Genomic DNA, 18805 nt, shown 5'->3' with positions numbered 1-18805 from the left:
GAACATGAAAATCCTCGTTACGGGTGCAGCAGGTTTCATCGGCATGCATGTCTGCCAGCGCCTGCTCGAGCGCGGCGACGAAGTTGTCGGCCTCGACAACCTCAACGACTACTATGACCCGCAGCTCAAGCACGATCGGCTCGCGCAGCTTGCGCCGCATGCCGCCTTCCGTTTCGTGAAGATGGATCTGGCCGATCGCGACGGCATCGCGAAGCTTTTTGCCGACGAGAAGTTCGACCGCGTGGTGCATCTCGCTGCCCAGGCCGGCGTGCGGTACTCGCTGCAGAATCCGCATGCCTACGTTGATTCAAACCTCGTCGGCTTCGTGAACATCCTCGAAGGCTGCCGTCACAATGCCGTGCAACACCTCGTGTACGCGTCGAGTTCCAGCGTGTACGGCGGCAACGAGAAAACGCCTTTCTCCGAGCAGGACGCCGTGGATCACCCGGTGAGCCTCTATGCAGCCACCAAGAAGGCCAATGAGCTGATGGCTCACACCTACAGCCACCTGTACGGCATCCCCACCACCGGTCTGCGCTTCTTCACCGTGTACGGCCCCTGGGGCCGGCCGGACATGGCTCCCTGGCTGTTTACCAGCGCCATCCTCGAAAATCGGCCGATCAAGGTCTTCAACCACGGCAAGATGCTGCGCGACTTCACCTACATCGACGACATCGTCGAAGGCGTGATCCGCAGCCTCGACCGCCCCGCCGAGCCCGACCCCACCTACGACGGCGCCCAGCCCAATCCCGCCACCAGTCGCGCGCCTTACCGCGTCTTCAACATCGGCAACCAGGATCCCGTACCGCTGATGGACTTCATCGCCGCCATCGAAGCCGCTACCGGCCGCGAAGCCGAGAAGGAATTCCTGCCGATGCAGCCGGGCGACGTGCCCGTGACCTCCTCCGATGTAAGCGTCCTGACAGCCTGGACCGGCTTCACGCCGGGCACGCCGCTGCCGGAGGGGGTGAAGCGGTTTGTGGGGTGGTATCACGGTTACTCCGTTCGCTAAAGCCAAGAAAGTGCGGATGTCGTCCTTGAAGCTAAGCGTTGCCAGCAACGTGTTTGGGCAGCTCTACATTGTGGCGGTCGGCATCCTCATGGTGCCTGCCTATGTGCATTTTCTGGGCGAGGAGGCGTACGGGCTGATCGGATTCTTTGTCGCGATGCAGGCCTGGTTCGCGATGCTGGACATGGGGATCTCCCCGACCCTGATCCGGGAGCTGTCGCGATTCCGAGCAGGCGCCGTTTCACAACAGGATCTGTGGCATTTCATCCGCAGCGCGGAATGGCTTTTCCTGAGTGTAGGCGTGTGTTGTTTTGCGCTTGCGGTCGCCGGGAGTGACTGGGTTGCGCGGCACTGGCTGAAGCTCCATGACATCACGTTGGCTGAAGCCTCGCTCTGTATCATCATTATGGGGGCTATGGTTGGCTTGCGTTGGCTCACGGGGCTGTATCGCAGCGGGCTGATCGGCATGGACCGCATGCCTCTTGTAAACGTTTCAGCCGTTACCTTGGCAACCTTGCGTTCCGTAATCGTCATCGCAGTGCTGGCTTGGTATTCCGATACGATCGGAACTTTTTTTCTCTATCAGATAGTTGTCGCCATTGCGGAACTCTTGATATTGCGGTCGTTGTTTCTTCGGAGTCTTCCTGGGAACACCCTCTCTTCGTTCTGGCCGCGGTTCAGTTCGCTGCGAATCGGCTTTCGTTTTGCAGGAGCCATGTCCGTTCTGACTGCTGTATGGAGCGTGATTTCCCAAGTTGACCGACTGTTTCTCTCGCATTATCTGAGTCTTGCGGAATATGGTCGGTTTGCAATCGTCGTGGTTGCCGCCGGAGGCGTCAGCTTGCTTGTTACCCCTGTGTTGCAAGCTGTGCAGCCCCGCATGGTTTATCTGGTGACAACCGGAGACTTGGAGGGGTTGCAAGCGCTTTACCGGGTTTGCACTCAGCTCATGATGTGGCTGTTGGCTGTTGTTGCGGGAGGCGCTATTTTTTTCGCGGAGCCTGCTCTTCTGGCGTGGACCGGAAGCTCCTCGCTCGCGCATGACATGGCTCCTGTTCTGGCGCTTTACGCGGCGGGCTATGCGTTGCTCGCCTTGTCGAGCCTTGTATTTCAGCTGCAATACGCCCATGGGGAGTTGCGCAGACATGTTGTGGGCTCCTTTGCTGCGGCAGTGATCTGGATCCCTTGCATTGTCGTGATGGCTGCATATTTCGGGGCGAGGGGAACCGCGTGGGCTTGGTTCGTTGGCAATCTGCTTTTCTTCTCGATATGGATGCTGGGGTCTCTCAAGGGACTGTTGTCGGGTCGCATCCTTGCCTGGCTCTGGGAGGACGTGCTGCGCGGGGCGATCGCCGTGGTGCCCGTCTATATGGTTTTCAGAATCACCCTTGATAATGTCGGGGAACGATTGATCCTGGTTCTCGTGATGGGAGCTGGGGCCGCACTGGCTGCCTTGGCCTGTTTTTTCGCCAGCCCGCGTCTTCGCAATTTATGGACTGCAGCTCGGCAGGGTCAAAACATTTTTTTCGGAAGATGAAATTGAATTCAGGTGAGCTGCGTTATCAGGCGAGCATCAATCTTGCTGAGCGGAACAATTCGCACACCCTCGCGTTCGAGTTTCTGCAGCGACATGCCGGGGGGCGCCACCTGCGCGTGCTGGAGGTCGGGTGTGCGTCGGGGTATTGGGGGGCTGTTGTGCGTCAACATGGCCACCATGTTGTGGGTGTGGAGCCTGAGCCGGCTGCTGCGGAAAATGCTAGCAAACTGCTTGACTCAGTTTATTGTGGCGATCTGGACAGCTATTTCGCCGCCCATCCGGAGACCTGTTTCGACGCTGTCAGTTTCGTTGATGTTCTTGAGCACACACCGGATCCCGCTGCAGTCATCAGGGCTTCATTAAAAAGACTTTCGCCTGGTGGAGTGATCATTGCTTCTGTTCCCAACGTTACCCATCTGGCGGTTCGTGCGATGCTGCTTGAAGGCCGTTGGGAATACGGCCGCACAGGCATTCTGGATGATTCCCATCTGCGCTTTCTGTGCAAGAAATCCATCGTGTCGCTGTTTAGTTCGCAGGGGCTTCGCATCGACCAGCTTGAAGCAACCAAGATGGGCTGCGTCATGTTGAGCGCCCACTACGGACTGAAAACTTCCGTCGTTTCCCGATGTGTCGCATGGTTGTTGGCCACGGACTGTCATTGGAGCGATTTCCAGTATGTATTGTCTGCGAGTCCGGCGTCCGCTGCCGAACAGACTGACTCGCTCAACCAATGTCACTTGGGAAAGTCCGGGATCTGGGCCGCCTGGTGTTTCAAGTTCGAAAGGCTATTCAAGAGCCTTGCGCATGGAGTCAAGGTTTATGGCAGAAGGATCTTGAACGATGGCTGTTGAAATTCTGCTTTCTACCTATAACGGAGAAAAATTTCTGCGGGAGCAGCTTGACTCGCTTTTGGCTCAGACATATCAGGATTGGCGGCTCGTCGTACGAGACGACGGCTCTACTGATGCGACGTTGGCCATCTTGTCCGAATACGCACAGTCGTTCCCGGCAAGGTTTGATCTGCTGAGTGATGGTCAACGGTTGGGCGCCAAGCATTCGTTTTCGGCACTCATGGCGCGTTCGACAGCGCCCTATCTGGCCTTTTGTGATCAGGATGATCTCTGGATGCCGGAAAAACTCGAAGTCATGATGAATGCGCTACGGGAGCAAGAGCAGCTGGCGGGAGAAGAGATGCCTGTCTTGGTGCATTGTGATTTGGCGCTGGTCGATGTCGGGTTGCAGCCGATCGCGCCCAGCTTCTGGGCGTTCCAAGGAATAAGAGCCGAACGCAACGCGCCTGAACAACTTCTCGTCGAAAACACGGTGACCGGCTGCGCGACGCTCTTCAATCGTGCCTTGCTGGCGAAGGCACAGCCTGTGCCCGACTCGGCATACATGCACGATTACTGGCTAGCCTTGGTCGCAAGCTGTTGCGGACGGATTGTTACGCTGCCGCAAGCCTTGATTCTGTACCGTCAGCACGGGCATAACACCTTGGGAGCAAAGCAAATGCCAGGCCTTTTCTCCCTGCCTCGTGGTTTTCTGAATCCACGTCTTTGGAGTGTGAGCTACACACATGCTTGCAACCAGGCAAGGGCGTTGCTTGAACGGATGGATAGCATGCTGCCTGCTGCTACGACAAAGCGGATCCGGCGCTTTGCCGATTTGTATGATCACGGTTGGTTGGGGCGTCGCTGGACGCTTATCTCGACTGGCGCCTTGCCGGGCCGTCTGCGCCGGCGGCTTTCCTTGCTGTCGAGGATCTGAGCGATGCGCGAAGCACATCCTGCGGCATGGGCCGTTGTCGTAACTTACCACCCCGAGCTCACAGGCTTTCTGCTGCAACTTTCCAGTCTGCTCAAGCAGTGTGCAGGTGTGGTCGTGGTTGATAACGGGTCCGGTCCTGAACTGGCCGCTGCGATTTCCTCACATTTCGGCGGAAAGCTTGAGTTGATTGAGCTCGGTGAAAATCAAGGTATCGCTGCTGCGCAGAATGCGGGAATCGATCTTGCGCGCCGGAATGGAGCGAGTCATGTAGTGCTTTTCGACCACGACAGTCAGCCGGCTCCGGACATGGTCCAGCGACTGCTGGCTTGCTGGGCGCGGTTGACTGCTGAGGGGCTTCGAGTCGGCTCCGTGGGGCCGTGCTATCAGGATGAACGTCAGTCCAATCCGCCTCCGTTTATTCGCGTACGGGGTCTGCGGTTGAAGCGCTGCCTGGTTCCCGAAAGCGAGGATTCGGTCGAGGTTGATTACCTGATTGCATCCGGCTGCTTGATTCCGGTTTCCGTACTGGATGACGCAGGGGGGATGAATGAAGCCTTGTTCATTGATTACGTGGATATCGAATGGGGCCTTCGGGCTCGCAGCATGGGCTATACAAACCATGGCTGTTTCTCTGCACGGATGGCGCATTCGCTCGGTGACGAACCGATCAGTTTTTTGGGAACCGCCTATCCGGCGCGCAGTCCATTGCGGCATTACTACATGTTCCGAAACGCGGTGCTGCTCTATCGGATGCGCCACATTCCCCGCCACTGGAAGATCGCTGACGGTTTGAGAGGCATTTTGCGTTTCGGGTTCTATGCGCTGTTTGCCAGACCAAGACTGTCGCACTTGAAAATGATGCTGCTTGGGCTGAAGCACGGCTTTTGCGGCGCAGCTGGACGGTTGCATCGCTACCCTTGATCCTGGCATGACACTTCTCACCATCAGCCTCGTCACCTACCACCCGGACATCCCCATGCTCCGCGACACGCTCGCGAGCCTGCGGGTGGCGGTGGATCATGCCGTGGCAAGAGGGGAGATCGAAGGGGCTCGTCTTACACTGGTCGATAATGGCAACGATGCGGGGCTTGCGGAACTGGCAGCGGAAAACGGCTGGGCAGAGCTGCGGTTGATTACCGGGCAGGGCAATGTCGGTTTTGGCCGCGGGCACAACCTGGCGATCGAAGAAGGCGTGGCAGATTTTCATCTGATCCTCAATCCGGATGTCTATATCCTGCCCGAGGCCCTGTCGAGAGCTTTCCGGTTTTTGGGTCAGCAGCCAGCGTGTGGTTTGCTTTCGCCCTCGATTGTCGGCGGTGAGGATGGCTGGCATTTCCTCTGCAAGCGCTACCCCAGTCTGCTCGGACTGGCCTTGCGGGGTTTTGCGCCGCACTGGTTGCGTCGTCTTTTTCGGGGTTTCATGAGTCGCTACGAAATGAAGCAGGAGGGAGATCAGGCCGTGCTCTGGGATCCGCCCATCGTGAGCGGCTGCTTCATGCTCTGGCGGCGCGATGTGTTGATTGCCTTGAAGGGTTTTGATCCTCGTTTCTTCCTGTATTTCGAGGACTTCGATATCTCGCTGCGCGCGGGCAAGGTGACGCGGGTAGCGGCTGTCGCGGTTGTCCGCATTGCGCACTTCGGTGGGGGCGCCGCCCGCAAGGGCTGGAAGCATGTGCGCATGTTTGCGCGTTCCGCACGCCTCTTTTTCGGGTTGCACGGCTGGAAATGGATCTGAATGGGCATCGTCGCGCGATGAGAGTGCTGGTAACGGGAGCCAACGGTTTTGTTGGCAGCGAACTCTGCCGCCAGCTGGCTGCCGCCGGATGCGACTGCGTTCGTGCGGTGCGCAAGCTCGGGGCGGGAGATGTTCCGGTCGGCGATATCGGTCCGGAGACCGATTGGCGCGAAGCGCTTGCGGGGGTCGAGGTGGTCGTCCATCTGGCCTCGCGCGTGCATGTCATGAACGAGCGTCATGACGCGGCCGACGTGGCGTTCCATCACATCAACGTGCTCGGCTCCGCGGCCCTCGCGCGGCAGGCCCAAGAGGCCGGCGTGAAACGGATGGTCTATGTCAGCAGCATCAAGGCCAGTGGCGAGATCACGCATGGCAGGCCGATGTTGCCGGATGATCCTCCGCAGCCGGAAGACGCTTATGGCCGCTCCAAGCTGGCTGCCGAAAACGTCTTGCGCGAACTGTGTGGTGCGTCTGGCATGGAGCTGGTGATCGTGCGTCCGCCCATGGTGGTCGGGCCGGGCGTGCGAGGCAATCTGCCGGTACTCATGAAGGCCATCCAGCGTGGCTTGCCACTGCCACTTGCCTGCGTACGGAACCGGCGGAGTCTGGTCTCGGTGCGTAATCTGTCGGCCCTGCTTGTCGCGTGCGCGCGCGAGCCGGAAGCGGCGGGACAGACTTACCTGGCTGCAGAGCCCGAGCCGGTCAGCACGCCGGAGCTTGTTCGTCACCTTGCGGCCGGACTGGGCAGGCCGGCGAGGCTGTTGCCCGTGCCCGTCATGCTGCTGAAAATGGCCGGTCGGCTTACTGGCCGGCAGGACCAGATTGCGCGGCTGTGTTCCGACCTTGAGCTGGACGCCAGCCGGGCGAGTGCGCTGCCGGGGTGGATGCCGGTTGAAAGCCTGGCGGAGGCACTGCAGGATAGCGCCCGTGCATTTTTGGCAAAGGAGCAGCGGGCGTGATCTGGAGTGTTCTCGGGTGTGTCCTGTGCAGTGCATTGGCTGGCACGCTGGCCTTGCGGCGCTATGCGCTCGCCAGGCAGATCATTGACGTGCCGAATGCGCGCAGCTCGCATTCGGTTCCGACTCCCCGCGGCGGCGGTGTGGCGATCGTATTGGCCTATCTTGGTGCGCTGGTGTTCTGGCGGATCTATGCCGGCGTGGCAGACGGACTGTTCTGGAGCCTGCTGCTGGGCGGCGGAATGATTGCCGCCGTCGGATTCCGGGATGATCAGGTCGGCCTGCCGGCACGGGTCCGTTTCGGATTTCACCTGTTTGCCGCAGCCCTCGCAGTGTGGAATCTTGGCGGCTGGCCGGTGCTGGATCTCGGCTTCTCCGCCTTGCACTGGGGTGTGGCGGGTGCTGTGATGGCGGTACTGGGGCTCGCCTGGTCGATCAACCTGTACAACTTCATGGACGGCATTGATGGTCTGGCTGGCATGCAGGCGGTCTTCGTGGCAGGCGCCGGGGGGGCGTTGATCTGGCTCGGCGGTTACGACGCCATGCCGCTCTGGTTGCTTGCCGCGGCAAGTGCCGGATTCCTTCTGCTCAACTGGCCGCCCGCGAAGATCTTCATGGGGGATGCGGGCAGCGGCTTCCTGGGTTATGCAGTGGGTGTACATGCCCTGCACGCCACGACCTCGGGCAGCACACCGATCTGGCCCTGGCTCATCCTGCTGGCCGTGTTTGTCGTGGATGCCACGCTGACGCTGCTGCGCCGGGCGTTGCGAGGCATTCGTGTGACCGATGCCCACAGGACCCATGCCTATCAATGGGCGTCGCGCAGGCTGGGCGCCCACAGGCCAGTCACGCTGGCAGTGCTGTCCATCAATCTCGCGCTGCTGTTGCCCCTCGCGCTGACGGCGCAAGCCGTGCCGCATCTTGCCGTATTTCTGGTTGTCCTGAGCTTTTCGGTGCTGGCCGGACTGGCCTGGTATCTTGATGCCGGCGTGCCTGAGCATTCGGCGCCTGCTACTTCGCGGAACATTACGAATGCATAAGTTCGGTTACAAGTCGCTGCTGGTGCTCGCATTCGATCTGCTGGCGCTGGCGTTGGCATGGTGCGGGGCGTTCTGGCTGCGCTTCAATTTTGTCTGGCCCTCCGACTACAACGAAACCATCCTGATGGGGCTGGCGATTCTCCTGCCGGTGCACATTCTGGCCTTCTGGCTCGCCGGGCTTTATCGGGGCATCTGGATTTTTGCGAGCCTGCCGGACCTCAAGCGCGTCTTCAAAGCCACATTCGGCTCGCTTCTGGCCATGGTGCTCTACGCGCTCATTTTCACACCGACCCCGAGTGTGCCGCGTTCGTTGATCGTGCTCTTCCCGCTGCTGCTGGTCGCGATGATGGCTGGCGGACGGGTGGCTTACCGCATGTGGAAAGAGCACCGGATGTTCGGCGCTCTGGCAGGTCAGGGCAAGCCGGTCATTGTCGTCGGGGCGGGACGGGCCTCAGCCCAGTTGATGCGCGACATGAGCTGTTCGCCGGACTGGCGGGTGGTCTGCATCGTGGATGATGACCCGAGCAAGCGGGAGCGCGAGGTGTCCGGCCATCGCGTGGCGGGGGCGATTGATGACATCGGCGGTCTGGCACGCGAGCTCAAGGCTCGTCATGTGATCCTGGCTATTCCGTCGGCATCTTCGGAGCTGCGTCGCCGGGTCGCAGATCAGTGTTCGCGGGCGGGGCTGCAGTTGCTGACGATTCCGGCGCTGGAAGACATCATGTCCGGCAAGGTCGCCGTCAACAGCATTCGCCGCGTCGAAATCGAGGATCTGCTCGGGCGTGAAATGGTGCTGATTGACAGCAATGAGGTCGGTGCGTTGCTGGCGGGCAAAACGGTGCTGGTGACCGGGGCCGGCGGATCGATCGGCTCCGAGCTGTGTCGCCAGATCGCGCATTTTGCGCCGGCTCGCCTGGTGCTGGTCGAGCAGGGCGAATATGCGCTCTACAGCATCGAGCAATGGTTTTCGCAGTATCTGCCCAGGCAGAAAATCGTGCCGCTGACGGCAGACGTAAAGGATGCCGTCCGGATCGACGAGATTCTCGCCGAGTTCCAGCCCGACGTCGTTTTTCACGCCGCGGCCTACAAGCATGTGCCGCTCATGGAAGTCGGCAATGCATGGCAGGCGGTACGCAACAACGTACAGGGCACGCTGACGATGGCGCGTGCAGCCCGGCAGCACGGCGTCCGGCACTTCGTGATGGTGTCCACCGACAAGGCGGTGAATCCCACCAACGTGATGGGCGCTACCAAGCGCCTGGCCGAAATGCTCTGCCAGGCCCTGTGTTGTACGCCGGGCACGACACGCTTCGAAATCGTGCGCTTCGGCAACGTACTCGGCAGCAACGGCAGCGTGATCCCCAAGTTCCAGGAGCAGATTGCGCGCGGCGGCCCGGTGACCGTGACACACCCCGATATCACCCGCTATTTCATGTCCATTCCCGAAGCGGCCAGGCTGGTCCTGCAGGCCGGGAGCATGGGCGAGGGCGGTGAAATTTTCGTGCTCGATATGGGCGAACCGGTGAGAATCGTTGATCTGGCGCGCAACATGATCCGTTTGTCAGGATTCAGGGAATCCGAAATCCGGATCGAGTTCAGCGGGCTGCGTCCGGGCGAGAAGCTGTACGAAGAGTTGCTGGCGGATGCCGAGCAGACGAGACCCACCCATCACCCCAAGCTGCGGATTGCGCGGAATCGTCCGGTTCCTGAATCGCTGTTGGCCGAAGTGGAGGCCTGGCTGGCTTCGCCTGGCAGTCTGTCTGACGAAGCCGTGCGCGAGGGTTTGCAAGGCTGGGTGCCGGAATACTGCCCAAGCTGCATTCCATGCCGCGAGGCCAAGCAGGAGCAATGCGCATGATCAGTCCTCCGCGATATCGCTATGTGCTTGGCGATATCCAAGGCTGCCATGCGGAGTTTGCGGCGCTGCTCGAGAAAATTGCATTTGATCCGGCTCAGGATCAGCTCTGGATTGCGGGCGATCTGATCAATCGCGGGCCGACCAGCCTTGAAGTTCTGCGCCACTTGCGCGAACTCGATGAGTCGTCCATCAGTGTGCTGGGCAATCACGACTTCTTCTTTCTTGCCGTCGTGGCGGGCGCCGTGCAACCCGGCCCGGAAGATACGCTCGACGCCCTGTTGGCGGCACCGGATCTCGAAGAACTCGTCGACTGGCTGCGCAAACGCCCGCTGATTCACGTCGACGGCGGATTTGCCATGGTTCATGCCGGCTTGCTGCCGCAATGGAGCATTGCCAAGGCGCAGCGCCTTGCTGCTGAAGTTGAGCAGGCGCTCAGAGCAGACGACTGGAAGGTTTTCCTGAAAGGGCTCTGGGGGGGCAAACCCGTCTGCTGGAGCGACGACCTTACTGGAGCCGATCGCCTGCGCATCATCGTCAACACCTTCTGCCGTACCCGTTTTCTCAACCCGGACGGCTCACTCGCCCTCAAGCCCAAAGGCCGCCCGGAGGACTCCCCCGGCCTGATTCCCTGGTACGCCTGGCCAGACGCCGCATGGCGCACCCACACGATCCTCCACGGCCACTGGTCCGCTCTGGGCTTTCGCGACATGGGTCCGGTCGTGGCGCTGGACAGTGGTTGCGTATGGGGCGGCCCTCTCACCGCCATGCGCCTCGAAGACCGGCGCCCCCTGCAGGTCAAACTCTGATTGCCTGCCCGTTCGGGCATATTCAGCGAGTATTGAATTGACAACGAAGTTCCACACTGCAACAGAAATTTGTTGTGGAGACGGAATTTTACAATCAGGGTTTCTGTAGAATCCTACCCCTTAATCTCGACAAGCACCGTTCCTCCGTGCTTGCGTGGTTTTCTGGAATCAGGCGAGCAGTTGTGGACTGTGTCCCGGCTGGGAACGTGGCAAATCGATGGAATATGAACTCGGCCAAGCAGTCTTATGGGCGAGATTCAGGTTCCGTGTGTGCGTGACTTTAATCGGAGTTTATGTATGTCAGAGTCAGTTTCTGGTCGTCGAGTATGGGTAACCGGGCATCGGGGGATGCTTGGTGCCGCAATGGTCCGCCGCCTTGAGGGGACAGGTGCGGAGTTATTGCTTGCCGGGCGCAGCGAACTTGACTTGACGAGACAGTCTGACGTTTACAAATGGGCGAAAGAAAACAAGCCCGAGCTTGTATTCCATATCGGGGCAAAGGTTGGAGGCATTCATGCGAATGCCACCTTGCCAGGAGATTTTCTTCGTGAAAATCTCCTGATCCAGACAAACGTCATGGACGCAGCCTTCCAGGCTGGCGTGAAAAAGCTGGTGTTCGTCGCCTCGAATTGTACCTATCCCACTCGGGCTGAGCTTCCTATCAAGGAGAGCAGTCAGCTCACCGGCGCACTGGATGAGAGTATCCGTTCCTATGCCATCAGCAAGATTGCAGGTATAGAAATGTGCAGGGCATACAAGCTGCAATATGGCGCTGATTTTGTCGCTGTGATACCTCCAAATCTGTATGGGCCTGGTGACAATTACCACCCCGAGCACAGCCATGTTGTGGCTGGAATTCTTCGCAGAGTCCACGAGGCCAAGATTTCCGGCGCGGAATCTTTTGTCGTTTGGGGGGATGGAACGCCCCGGCGAGAGCTCTTGCATGTGGATGACTTGGCCGATGCGATGCTTCACTTGATGAACCGTCAGACTGACTGGTTGTACAACATTGGGTATGGCACTGATCTGGCTATCTCAGAAATTGCGGCTCTGGTTGCTGAGGTAGTCGGCTACAAAGGGGCGATTGTTTATGACAAATCAAAGCCTAATGGGACCATGAAGAAATTGCTGGATAGCTCCAGGATTAACCAGCTAGGCTGGTTCGCGAAAAAGGATCCAAAGCTTGGTTTGAAAGAGGCTTACGCGGATTTCTTGTCCCAGCTTAACCAGCCGGAACGCTCCCGGTTGGGGTGACACCACAAACGAGTTTGAAGGATCGTTGATGCAAGGCAATTTTTCCTTGCCTGCCGGGCTTGTCGGCAGGTTTGCAATCGTAAAGCTCTGGCCGGAGCTGAAAACGGCTGAAGATGAATGCATCGCCCGAATTTCATTGGCTGCCAAGCAGCTTGGAATCGAATGCATTGAAATCGGTCCGGATGGAAAATGGATTTCTGATCCGTCTTTGAACGTGAGTCAGGGGAACGTTGATTTTGTCATCCATCTGCATTACGACACGCCTAAGAACTATGATGCGTTCTCCTTCGTTGCGCTCTGGAACCCTTTGCGTTTCTACTTTGAATGGGGCTATGAGCGCTGTTCGAGAAACCTGACCACTCACGATGATTTCATCAGTTGTGGGTCTGAGGCAGCGGATGATCATGTGTACCGAATGGTCAGGGGAGAAAAAACGCACCTTGCCCCCAAGTTCCGTGTGTATCACTCGACTCCGGGAATTGTTCATCTTCCGACCTTGGGAGATCAGAAACTGTTTTATGCCGGGATCAACTGGGAGGCTGTGAGTGGTGGCAAGTCCCGTCACCAGGAAGTTCTAAAACGGCTCGACAAAACCGGAAACCTTCGTATCTATGGTCCTCAGATGTTTCACGGCATCAAGGTCTGGGCGGGGTATCAGAGTTACGTCAAGGAGATTCCATTTGACGGGATCTCCATGATTCACGAGATAGCCAAGGCTGGCATTGCGTTGGTCTTGTCGTCGCCAGCGCACAAAAAATCCGGTCTGATGTCAACACGGCTCTTCGAGAGCATTTCAGCAGGGGCCGTGATTATTTGTGACGAAAATCCTTTTGCCAGAAAGCACTTTGGCGAAGCTCTGCTGTATATCGACAGCAGGTCTCCTGTTGACCAAATGCTCGCGGATATCGAGCGCCATATTGAATGGATAAAAACAAATCCAGCTGCTGCGAAAGCGCTTGCCGTCAGGGCTCAGGAGATTTTTACTCAGAACTTCACGCTTGTGAAAAACATTTCCGACCTTTATCTGGGACTCTCAGACAGGCGGCGCGCGCTTGACGAGCGGGCTCGGGGCGCCGGGGGCGCGATGGGCGTAAATGTGTTTTTCCTGATGCCGGAGTTTTCAAGAGATGTGCTGATTCAGCACCTAGAAAGTTCGAAGCAGACCTGCACGGACGTAAAGCCATATCTTGTTTTGGATTCGCGTATTTACGATCAGAATCAATCCGAAATTGATCAGCTGATCAGGGACTCTGGCGCTCATATTGAGCTGGATATTAGGGACTATTCTGCGGCAGCGATTTACCCAGAGCTCCGAGCGGCGAGACCACTGGGAGAAGTCATTTTTGATCTGATCCAGAAAACACCAATGGACCATGCGTTCATGGTTGTCGCGCCAAACGAGTCTCTGCAATCTCGCCATGTGGAAACCCTTGTTTCTGCTTTGCGCGCGTCGAGGGATGTGGTTTGTGCGGCCACGGCAGCTGTTCTTGATCAGGGTGAGGAGGTCGTTCGCAGCGTTCACGAACTTCTCGATTTCGGGCATGTAAACAAATCCGGTCCAACCGGCTATGGGCGCTTCATCTTTCGAAGGGGGGCAATTCCCGAGGACGTGGGGACTGCTATCCGTTACCTTCATGGGCGGCCTTTGGCGGTGTTGACTGCGGGATTGGAAATCAAACAGCTTTTGGCGGCATCGATAAAGATAGATGTTGCCCAAGAATTTCCTGCGCGCCCGTGGGATGACTCGGAAGAAAACGAAATCATCTGGTCTTACAATCCTGCAGCGTTCCGCATACAGACAGGTTTTGGACCACGGCCGGTGGCGCACCCTGTTGCAAGACCATCATGGGTCTGGAGCAAGGGGCGATTGATCAAGCAGTTCTTCAGTCCGAAATGGATCAGGGCACAGTGCATCGCGATGAAGAAGCAGGGGGTTAAGGCCCGTGTACGTGTTCTCAGGCGGAATTTCGGGCTATGAATCCCCATGCCCCGGTTTCCTTGTCCTTCCGCTCTCTGGTCAGAAGCTTATCGGCTAACAGAGCATTGATTTGGCAGTTGGCTGTGCGAGACGTTCTTGGCCGTTACAAAGGGTCAGCAATGGGGGTTCTCTGGTCATTCCTTACGCCACTTCTCCTTCTCGCAACGTACACCTTCGTTTTTTCAGGGGTGTTCAAGGCTCGCTGGGCAGGGCAAAGTGAAAGCACCGGTTCTTTTGCTGTATTGCTGTTTGCCGGGATGATTGTGCATGGTTTTTTTTCCGAAGTGTTGGTTCGGGCGCCGATGTTGGTAGTTTCGAACGTTTCATATGTAAAGAAAATTGTTTTTCCTCTTGAAATATTAGGCCCGGTTCTGGTGATGTCTTCGCTGTTTCATGCGGCAGTGAGCTCTGTCGTCCTGTTTTTCGGTGTTTTTCTTATTTTGGGCGGAATTAAATTAACTGCATTCTTACTACCCCTTGTTTTCATGCCAATAGCCATTATCGCCCTCGGAGTGGCGTGGTTCATGTGCTCGTTGGGTGTGTATGTGAGAGATGTCTCCCATCCAGTGGGGTTGATCTCGACGATGCTGTTGTTTTGCTCACCTGTCTTTTATCCCGTTTCAGCATTGCCTCCGATGTTTCAGGGGGTTGTGGCTTTGAATCCACTGAGTTTTGTTATTGAGCAGGTTCGGAATGTGGTCATCTTCGGAGTCACTCCTGACTGGCTGAGTTTGCTTTTCTACAGCCTGATTTCCCTTTCAGTAAGCTGGCTTGGGTATGCGTGGTTCCAGAAAACGCGGAAGGGATTTTCAAATGTCTTGTGAAAACGCGATTACGGTTTCAGCGGTTTCCAAGAAGTTTGAACTTTATGACAATCCGTCCGATCAGCTGAAGCAGTTTGTTTTTCCCCGTGTTGGCCGGTTTTTTGGGAGGCATGGGCGGAATTACTTCAGGGAGTTCTGGGCGCTTTCAGAGGTTAGTCTCGAGGTCAGGAAGGGTGAGTCCTTTGGTATTGTCGGCCGGAACGGAAGCGGGAAAAGCACTCTGCTTCAGATTATTGCCGGTACGCTGACCCCTTCCAGCGGGAGTGTTGAAACAAACGGAAGGCTTGCCGCATTGCTGGAATTGGGGTCGGGGTTTGATCCTGAGTTTTCCGGCCGAGAGAATATATACCTGAATGGCGCGTTGCTCGGATTGCAGAAGTCAGAAATTGACGAGCGGTTCGACGCAATTGCGGGTTTCGCAGACATAGGCCAGCACCTTGATCAGCCTGTCAAGTCGTATTCAAGCGGAATGGTAGTCCGACTCGCCGTAGCGGTTCAGACACAGGTAGAGCCCGACATTCTCATTGTTGATGAGGCCTTGGCGGTGGGCGATGCATTGTTTCAGAAACGTTGCTTCAGGAGGATTGAGCAATTGCTGGATGATGGCTGCTCGCTTCTGTTCGTCTCTCATGACCAAGAAACCGTGCGAACGCTTACGAGCAGATCCATTTTTCTCGAAAATGGTCGTGTTGCGTCCTACGGCAGAACCTCCGATGTGCTGTTCTCGTATAGGGAATACCTTCAGAAAGTAGAAGAGTCCGAATTTCGCGAGTTGCAGAGAATCAATAATGTGGCGTCTGTCAAACAGACGCCAGCCAAGTCATACGGAAATCTTGATGTAGAAATCATATCGGTCCGGGTAACGGACTCGGCGGGGGTAGAGCAGAGCACGTTTTACGCTGGGGATGACTTGCATATCCGCATTGAATGCGTTGCTCATGTTGCGGCAAAAAACCTGAATGTCGCTTTCCGGATAAGAAATAAAGAAGGAGTCAAGGTCACTACTTGGGGAACTCTTAATGAAGACATGCCCAGGAATCTTGAGCATGACCCGGATGTTTTTTGGTTGCGAGAGTTCGGGAGTGGTGAGTCTTTTACTGTCTGTTTTTCCGGCCCTTGTTCGCTTTCCGCGAATCTTTACGAAGTTCAGGCTGTTGTTGCTCTTGAGTACGACAGGTATTACGGTAACCAACGGATATTGCACTGGATCGATGAGGCGGCACATTTTTCTGTTGTGCTGAGAAACAGGGAATATGTTTTCGACGGGGTTTGCGACATGGGTCTCCGATCCTATGTTGTGGAATGAGTCTTTACAGGTGACTGTATGAACTGGATTCGCTCTGCTGTCATCAAGTCATTCAACGGGCTTCGGTCTGTCCGTAGGATTTTTGGTTTGCCTGCTTTGGCAGATCAAGCCCTCGCTCAATTGCGCGACGCGCAAATTCTTTTGCGCATCGTAGAAGAGCGCAGCAGAAGCCTTGAGAGACAGGCTGACGCCGCTCTTGAACTCGTTCGAGTTGTTGAGGAAAGAAGCCGGATTATTGAAAGCCAGTTGAATGATGTTCGAACGATTTCCGCAACTGCCGCGCAGCAGGCTTCAGCAATAGAAATTGGGATGAATACCATTAATGCTGAGCGCTGCCAGATTTCGGACTCTCTGCTTCATGTCAAGTCCGTTTCGACTGTGCTGGATCAACGAACACAGTCATTGATGCATCAATCAACGCTCCAGCAGGTTTCAATTGATTTTGTGATTGATTCTTTGCACAAGACTTACGTCGAGTCACTAAAAAGAGGATCAATAGTCAGTCTCGATATTTCAAAAAGCGTTTTGGTCGAAACAGACTATCCGGTTGCCGTGCAGAGCAACGACCATCTTTACCCGGAATCGACGGCAGAGGGCGTCGTTCGCCCCACGCCGTTTGTATTGAACAGCATCGAAATTTTAGGAAAAAATTTCCGATTCCTCGACCTGGGGGTGGGGGGCGGCGGACTTGTTTATGAAATGGCCGTTCATGGTGTCATGGCTGTAGGTGTGGATGGCTCGGATTTTTGCAGGCGTAACGAAATAGGGTTTTGGCCTCTTCTTCCCGGACGCCTTCATACCTGCGACATTACAAAGCCGTTCTGTATCAAGTCAGCAGAGGCCTCTGTAGAGATCAGGTTCGATCTGATCAGTTCTTGGGAGGTTCTGGAGCATATCGCTGAGGTTGACTTGCCGGGAGTGCTTGCCAATGTACGTAATTTATTGGCCCCAGGGGGATATTTTGTTGGAAGTATTTCCTGTGTCGAGTACCTCTCTAGGGATGGAGTTCCATATCACGTGACGGTTAAATCTAGAGATTGGTGGAGGGCCCTTTTTTGGGCGAATGGACTGGCTTTCCTGGATGACCCGCTCTTTAGGTATGATTCGTTTCCGAGAGGCAACGGCTGGAAGTTTCAGGACTTCCATAATTATGCGAATAATCCATCCGAAGGGTTTCACTTTGTTTCGCGATTGTGCGTAAGCTGACGCGCTCCGTCGGTTTTTGGAGGAAATATGAAAAGTTATTTCTGTCTTTTTATGATCGCTTCATTTTTGTCGGGGTGTTCTGGACAAACGAAGGTGGATGGGCGCCTTGATGCGAAGGGTGTCGCCGTTGCTCTGATGGTTCTTGATACAGCCAGAGCGGTAAAGACAGAGGCTGATTTCAAACTCAAGGTAAGGGTTACAAATGTTGGGGGCGCCTTGTTGCCTGCTCTTGGAAAAGAGGGGGACTATTTCAGGGTTGGTGCGAGTTATCACTGGCTGGGGACCGACAACAGGGTTGTTGTTTGGGACGGCAAGATGACTTTCTTGTCCAAGGATCTGGGGGTTGGCGATTCGCAAGACTTTCTGATGAATATCCGCGCTCCGAGCGAAGAGGGGGTTTATATTCTGGAAATTGATTTTCTGCAGAATAGCGCCTTCTGGTTTGCCGGCGTGGGCTCTCAGGTGGCGAGAGTGCTGGTTAAAGTTAATAAATAATGTTTTCTCTGGAATGTTCTAGATATTATGCCTGAACTGACAAGAATCTCGATTGTCGCGCCCTGCTACAACGAAGAGGCCGTGCTTGGCACGTCGATTCCTAAGCTTATTCAGCTTTTGGACGACTTCGTGGTTCATCACGGGTGTGCTCCATCCAGTTTTGCTGTTCTTGTTGACGACGGCTCAAGAGACTCCACTTGGGCGATTATCAGTGACGCCGTGGAAAGATACCCGGGTCGGATACATGGAATTAAGCTTTCTTGTAATGCAGGCCATCAGAGCGCGCTCTTGGCTGGATTGACATATGTGACGGGGTGTTGTGATGCAGTCATCAGCATCGATGCTGACCTGCAAGATGATTTAAATGCTTTGCCTTTGATGTTAGAGGAGTTTAGAGCGGGCGCGGAGATAGTTTTGGGGGTCAAGACAGCGCGAGATGCCGACCCCTTGTTTAAGAAGATGACCGCGGCTTTGTTTTATAAGGGAATGCGTTGGCTTGGGGTTGATTTGGTTGAGAATCACGCAGACTGCCGCCTCATGTCCAGCAAAGCTCTTGAGAATTTGGCTAAATTCGGCGAGAGGGTGTTGTTTTTGAGAGGGCTTCAGCCCCTGCTTCACGGGAAAATAAAAACCGTCAGTTATGGGATCTCGCCTCGGTTGGCAGGGGAAAGCAAATACCCGCTGAAGAAAATGCTTGCTCTTGCTTGGAACGGAGTGACATCCTTTTCTGTTACGCCTCTCCGTGTGATCTCATGGTTGGGCGGAGGAGTTTTTTTTGTTTCATTTCTTTTCTCTCTCCACGCATTCTTCTCGGTTGTCCAAGGGGAAGCCTTGCCAGGCTGGGCCTCCGTCACCATTCCTCTGTACCTTCTTGGGGGGGCAATAATGCTTGCTGTGGGCATTGTCGGCGAGTATGTCGGCAAAATCTATGTCGAAGTGAAAGGACGGCCACGATACCTCATTGATGCTGTGGTGGCGAGGGATGTTGGTGGAGTGACGGAAAACGACGCCTCATTGCGGGGCGGAAAATGAAG

At 56.0% G+C, this 18805-nt stretch carries 17 protein-coding genes; all 17 read left to right on the top strand.

Features of this window, described 5'->3' with window-relative positions:
- Positions 1 to 4 precede the first annotated feature (4 nt).
- The 17 genes from ABDB87_RS04365 to ABDB87_RS04285 all read left to right on the top strand — a co-directional run bounded on the left by ABDB87_RS04365 (position 5) and on the right by ABDB87_RS04285 (position 18803).
- Positions 5 to 1012 (top strand): NAD-dependent epimerase, encoded by a 1008-nt coding sequence (locus ABDB87_RS04365; protein WP_345924393.1) that lies wholly within the window; start codon positions 5 to 7, stop codon positions 1010 to 1012.
- A 16-nt stretch (positions 1013 to 1028) separates the two neighbouring features.
- A complete protein-coding gene (locus ABDB87_RS04360) occupies positions 1029 to 2546 on the top strand; it encodes a lipopolysaccharide biosynthesis protein (protein ID WP_345924391.1) in 1518 nt (505 codons plus the stop codon).
- Positions 2543 to 3397, top strand: a complete 855-nt coding sequence (locus tag ABDB87_RS04355) for a class I SAM-dependent methyltransferase (protein WP_345924389.1) — start codon at positions 2543 to 2545, stop codon at positions 3395 to 3397. The genes ABDB87_RS04360 and ABDB87_RS04355 overlap by 4 nt, the downstream gene beginning before the upstream one ends.
- Positions 3387 to 4313, top strand: coding sequence for a glycosyltransferase family 2 protein (locus ABDB87_RS04350; RefSeq protein ID WP_345924386.1), 927 nt, complete (start codon positions 3387 to 3389; stop codon positions 4311 to 4313). Before ABDB87_RS04355 ends, ABDB87_RS04350 begins: the two co-directional genes overlap by 11 nt.
- 3 nt (positions 4314 to 4316) lie before the next feature.
- Positions 4317 to 5234: a glycosyltransferase family 2 protein gene (locus tag ABDB87_RS04345; RefSeq protein WP_345924384.1), complete on the top strand. Its 918-nt coding sequence runs from the start codon at positions 4317 to 4319 to the stop codon at positions 5232 to 5234.
- Positions 5235 to 5241: 7 nt separating this feature from the next.
- Positions 5242 to 6048 (top strand): glycosyltransferase, encoded by an 807-nt coding sequence (locus tag ABDB87_RS04340; RefSeq protein ID WP_345924382.1) that lies wholly within the window; start codon positions 5242 to 5244, stop codon positions 6046 to 6048.
- Positions 6039 to 7007 carry a UDP-glucose 4-epimerase family protein gene (locus tag ABDB87_RS04335; protein WP_345924380.1) on the top strand — a complete coding sequence of 323 codons (969 nt, stop codon included), beginning with the start codon at positions 6039 to 6041 and terminating at the stop codon, positions 7005 to 7007. The genes ABDB87_RS04340 and ABDB87_RS04335 overlap by 10 nt, the downstream gene beginning before the upstream one ends.
- Positions 7004 to 8044, top strand: a complete 1041-nt coding sequence (locus ABDB87_RS04330) for an MraY family glycosyltransferase (protein WP_345924378.1) — start codon at positions 7004 to 7006, stop codon at positions 8042 to 8044. Before ABDB87_RS04335 ends, ABDB87_RS04330 begins: the two co-directional genes overlap by 4 nt.
- Positions 8037 to 9902: a polysaccharide biosynthesis protein gene (locus ABDB87_RS04325; protein WP_345924377.1), complete on the top strand. Its 1866-nt coding sequence runs from the start codon at positions 8037 to 8039 to the stop codon at positions 9900 to 9902. Before ABDB87_RS04330 ends, ABDB87_RS04325 begins: the two co-directional genes overlap by 8 nt.
- Positions 9899 to 10708, top strand: coding sequence for a symmetrical bis(5'-nucleosyl)-tetraphosphatase (locus tag ABDB87_RS04320; protein WP_345924376.1), 810 nt, complete (start codon positions 9899 to 9901; stop codon positions 10706 to 10708). The genes ABDB87_RS04325 and ABDB87_RS04320 overlap by 4 nt, the downstream gene beginning before the upstream one ends.
- Positions 10709 to 10954: 246 nt before the next feature.
- Entirely contained in the window at positions 10955 to 11962 is a 1008-nt protein-coding gene (locus tag ABDB87_RS04315) for a GDP-L-fucose synthase family protein (protein ID WP_428715115.1), read from the top strand.
- Positions 11963 to 11990: 28 nt separating this feature from the next.
- A complete protein-coding gene (locus tag ABDB87_RS04310; RefSeq protein ID WP_345924372.1) occupies positions 11991 to 13940 on the top strand; it encodes a glycosyltransferase family protein in 1950 nt (649 codons plus the stop codon).
- Positions 13937 to 14764, top strand: a complete 828-nt coding sequence (locus ABDB87_RS04305) for an ABC transporter permease (RefSeq protein WP_345924371.1) — start codon at positions 13937 to 13939, stop codon at positions 14762 to 14764. The genes ABDB87_RS04310 and ABDB87_RS04305 overlap by 4 nt, the downstream gene beginning before the upstream one ends.
- Complete coding sequence (locus tag ABDB87_RS04300) at positions 14754 to 16070, top strand: ABC transporter ATP-binding protein (RefSeq protein WP_345924370.1); 1317 nt, start codon at positions 14754 to 14756, stop codon at positions 16068 to 16070. The genes ABDB87_RS04305 and ABDB87_RS04300 overlap by 11 nt, the downstream gene beginning before the upstream one ends.
- An 18-nt stretch (positions 16071 to 16088) precedes the next feature.
- Positions 16089 to 17276, top strand: a complete 1188-nt coding sequence (locus tag ABDB87_RS04295; RefSeq protein ID WP_345924368.1) for a methyltransferase domain-containing protein — start codon at positions 16089 to 16091, stop codon at positions 17274 to 17276.
- 27 nt (positions 17277 to 17303) lie between these two features.
- On the top strand, positions 17304 to 17771 hold the full coding sequence (locus tag ABDB87_RS04290) for a hypothetical protein (protein WP_345924366.1): 468 nt from the start codon (positions 17304 to 17306) through the stop codon (positions 17769 to 17771).
- A gap of 27 nt (positions 17772 to 17798) precedes the next feature.
- Positions 17799 to 18803, top strand: a complete 1005-nt coding sequence (locus ABDB87_RS04285) for a glycosyltransferase family 2 protein (protein WP_345924364.1) — start codon at positions 17799 to 17801, stop codon at positions 18801 to 18803.
- The last annotated feature ends 2 nt before the right edge of the window (positions 18804 to 18805 follow it).

Origin of the sequence: Uliginosibacterium paludis (genome assembly GCF_039631355.1) — a bacterium.
GTDB classification, from domain to species: domain Bacteria; phylum Pseudomonadota; class Gammaproteobacteria; order Burkholderiales; family Rhodocyclaceae; genus Uliginosibacterium; species Uliginosibacterium paludis.
Note: the sequence above shows the minus strand (reverse complement) of the source record. Positions and strands in the feature narration are given on the sequence as shown.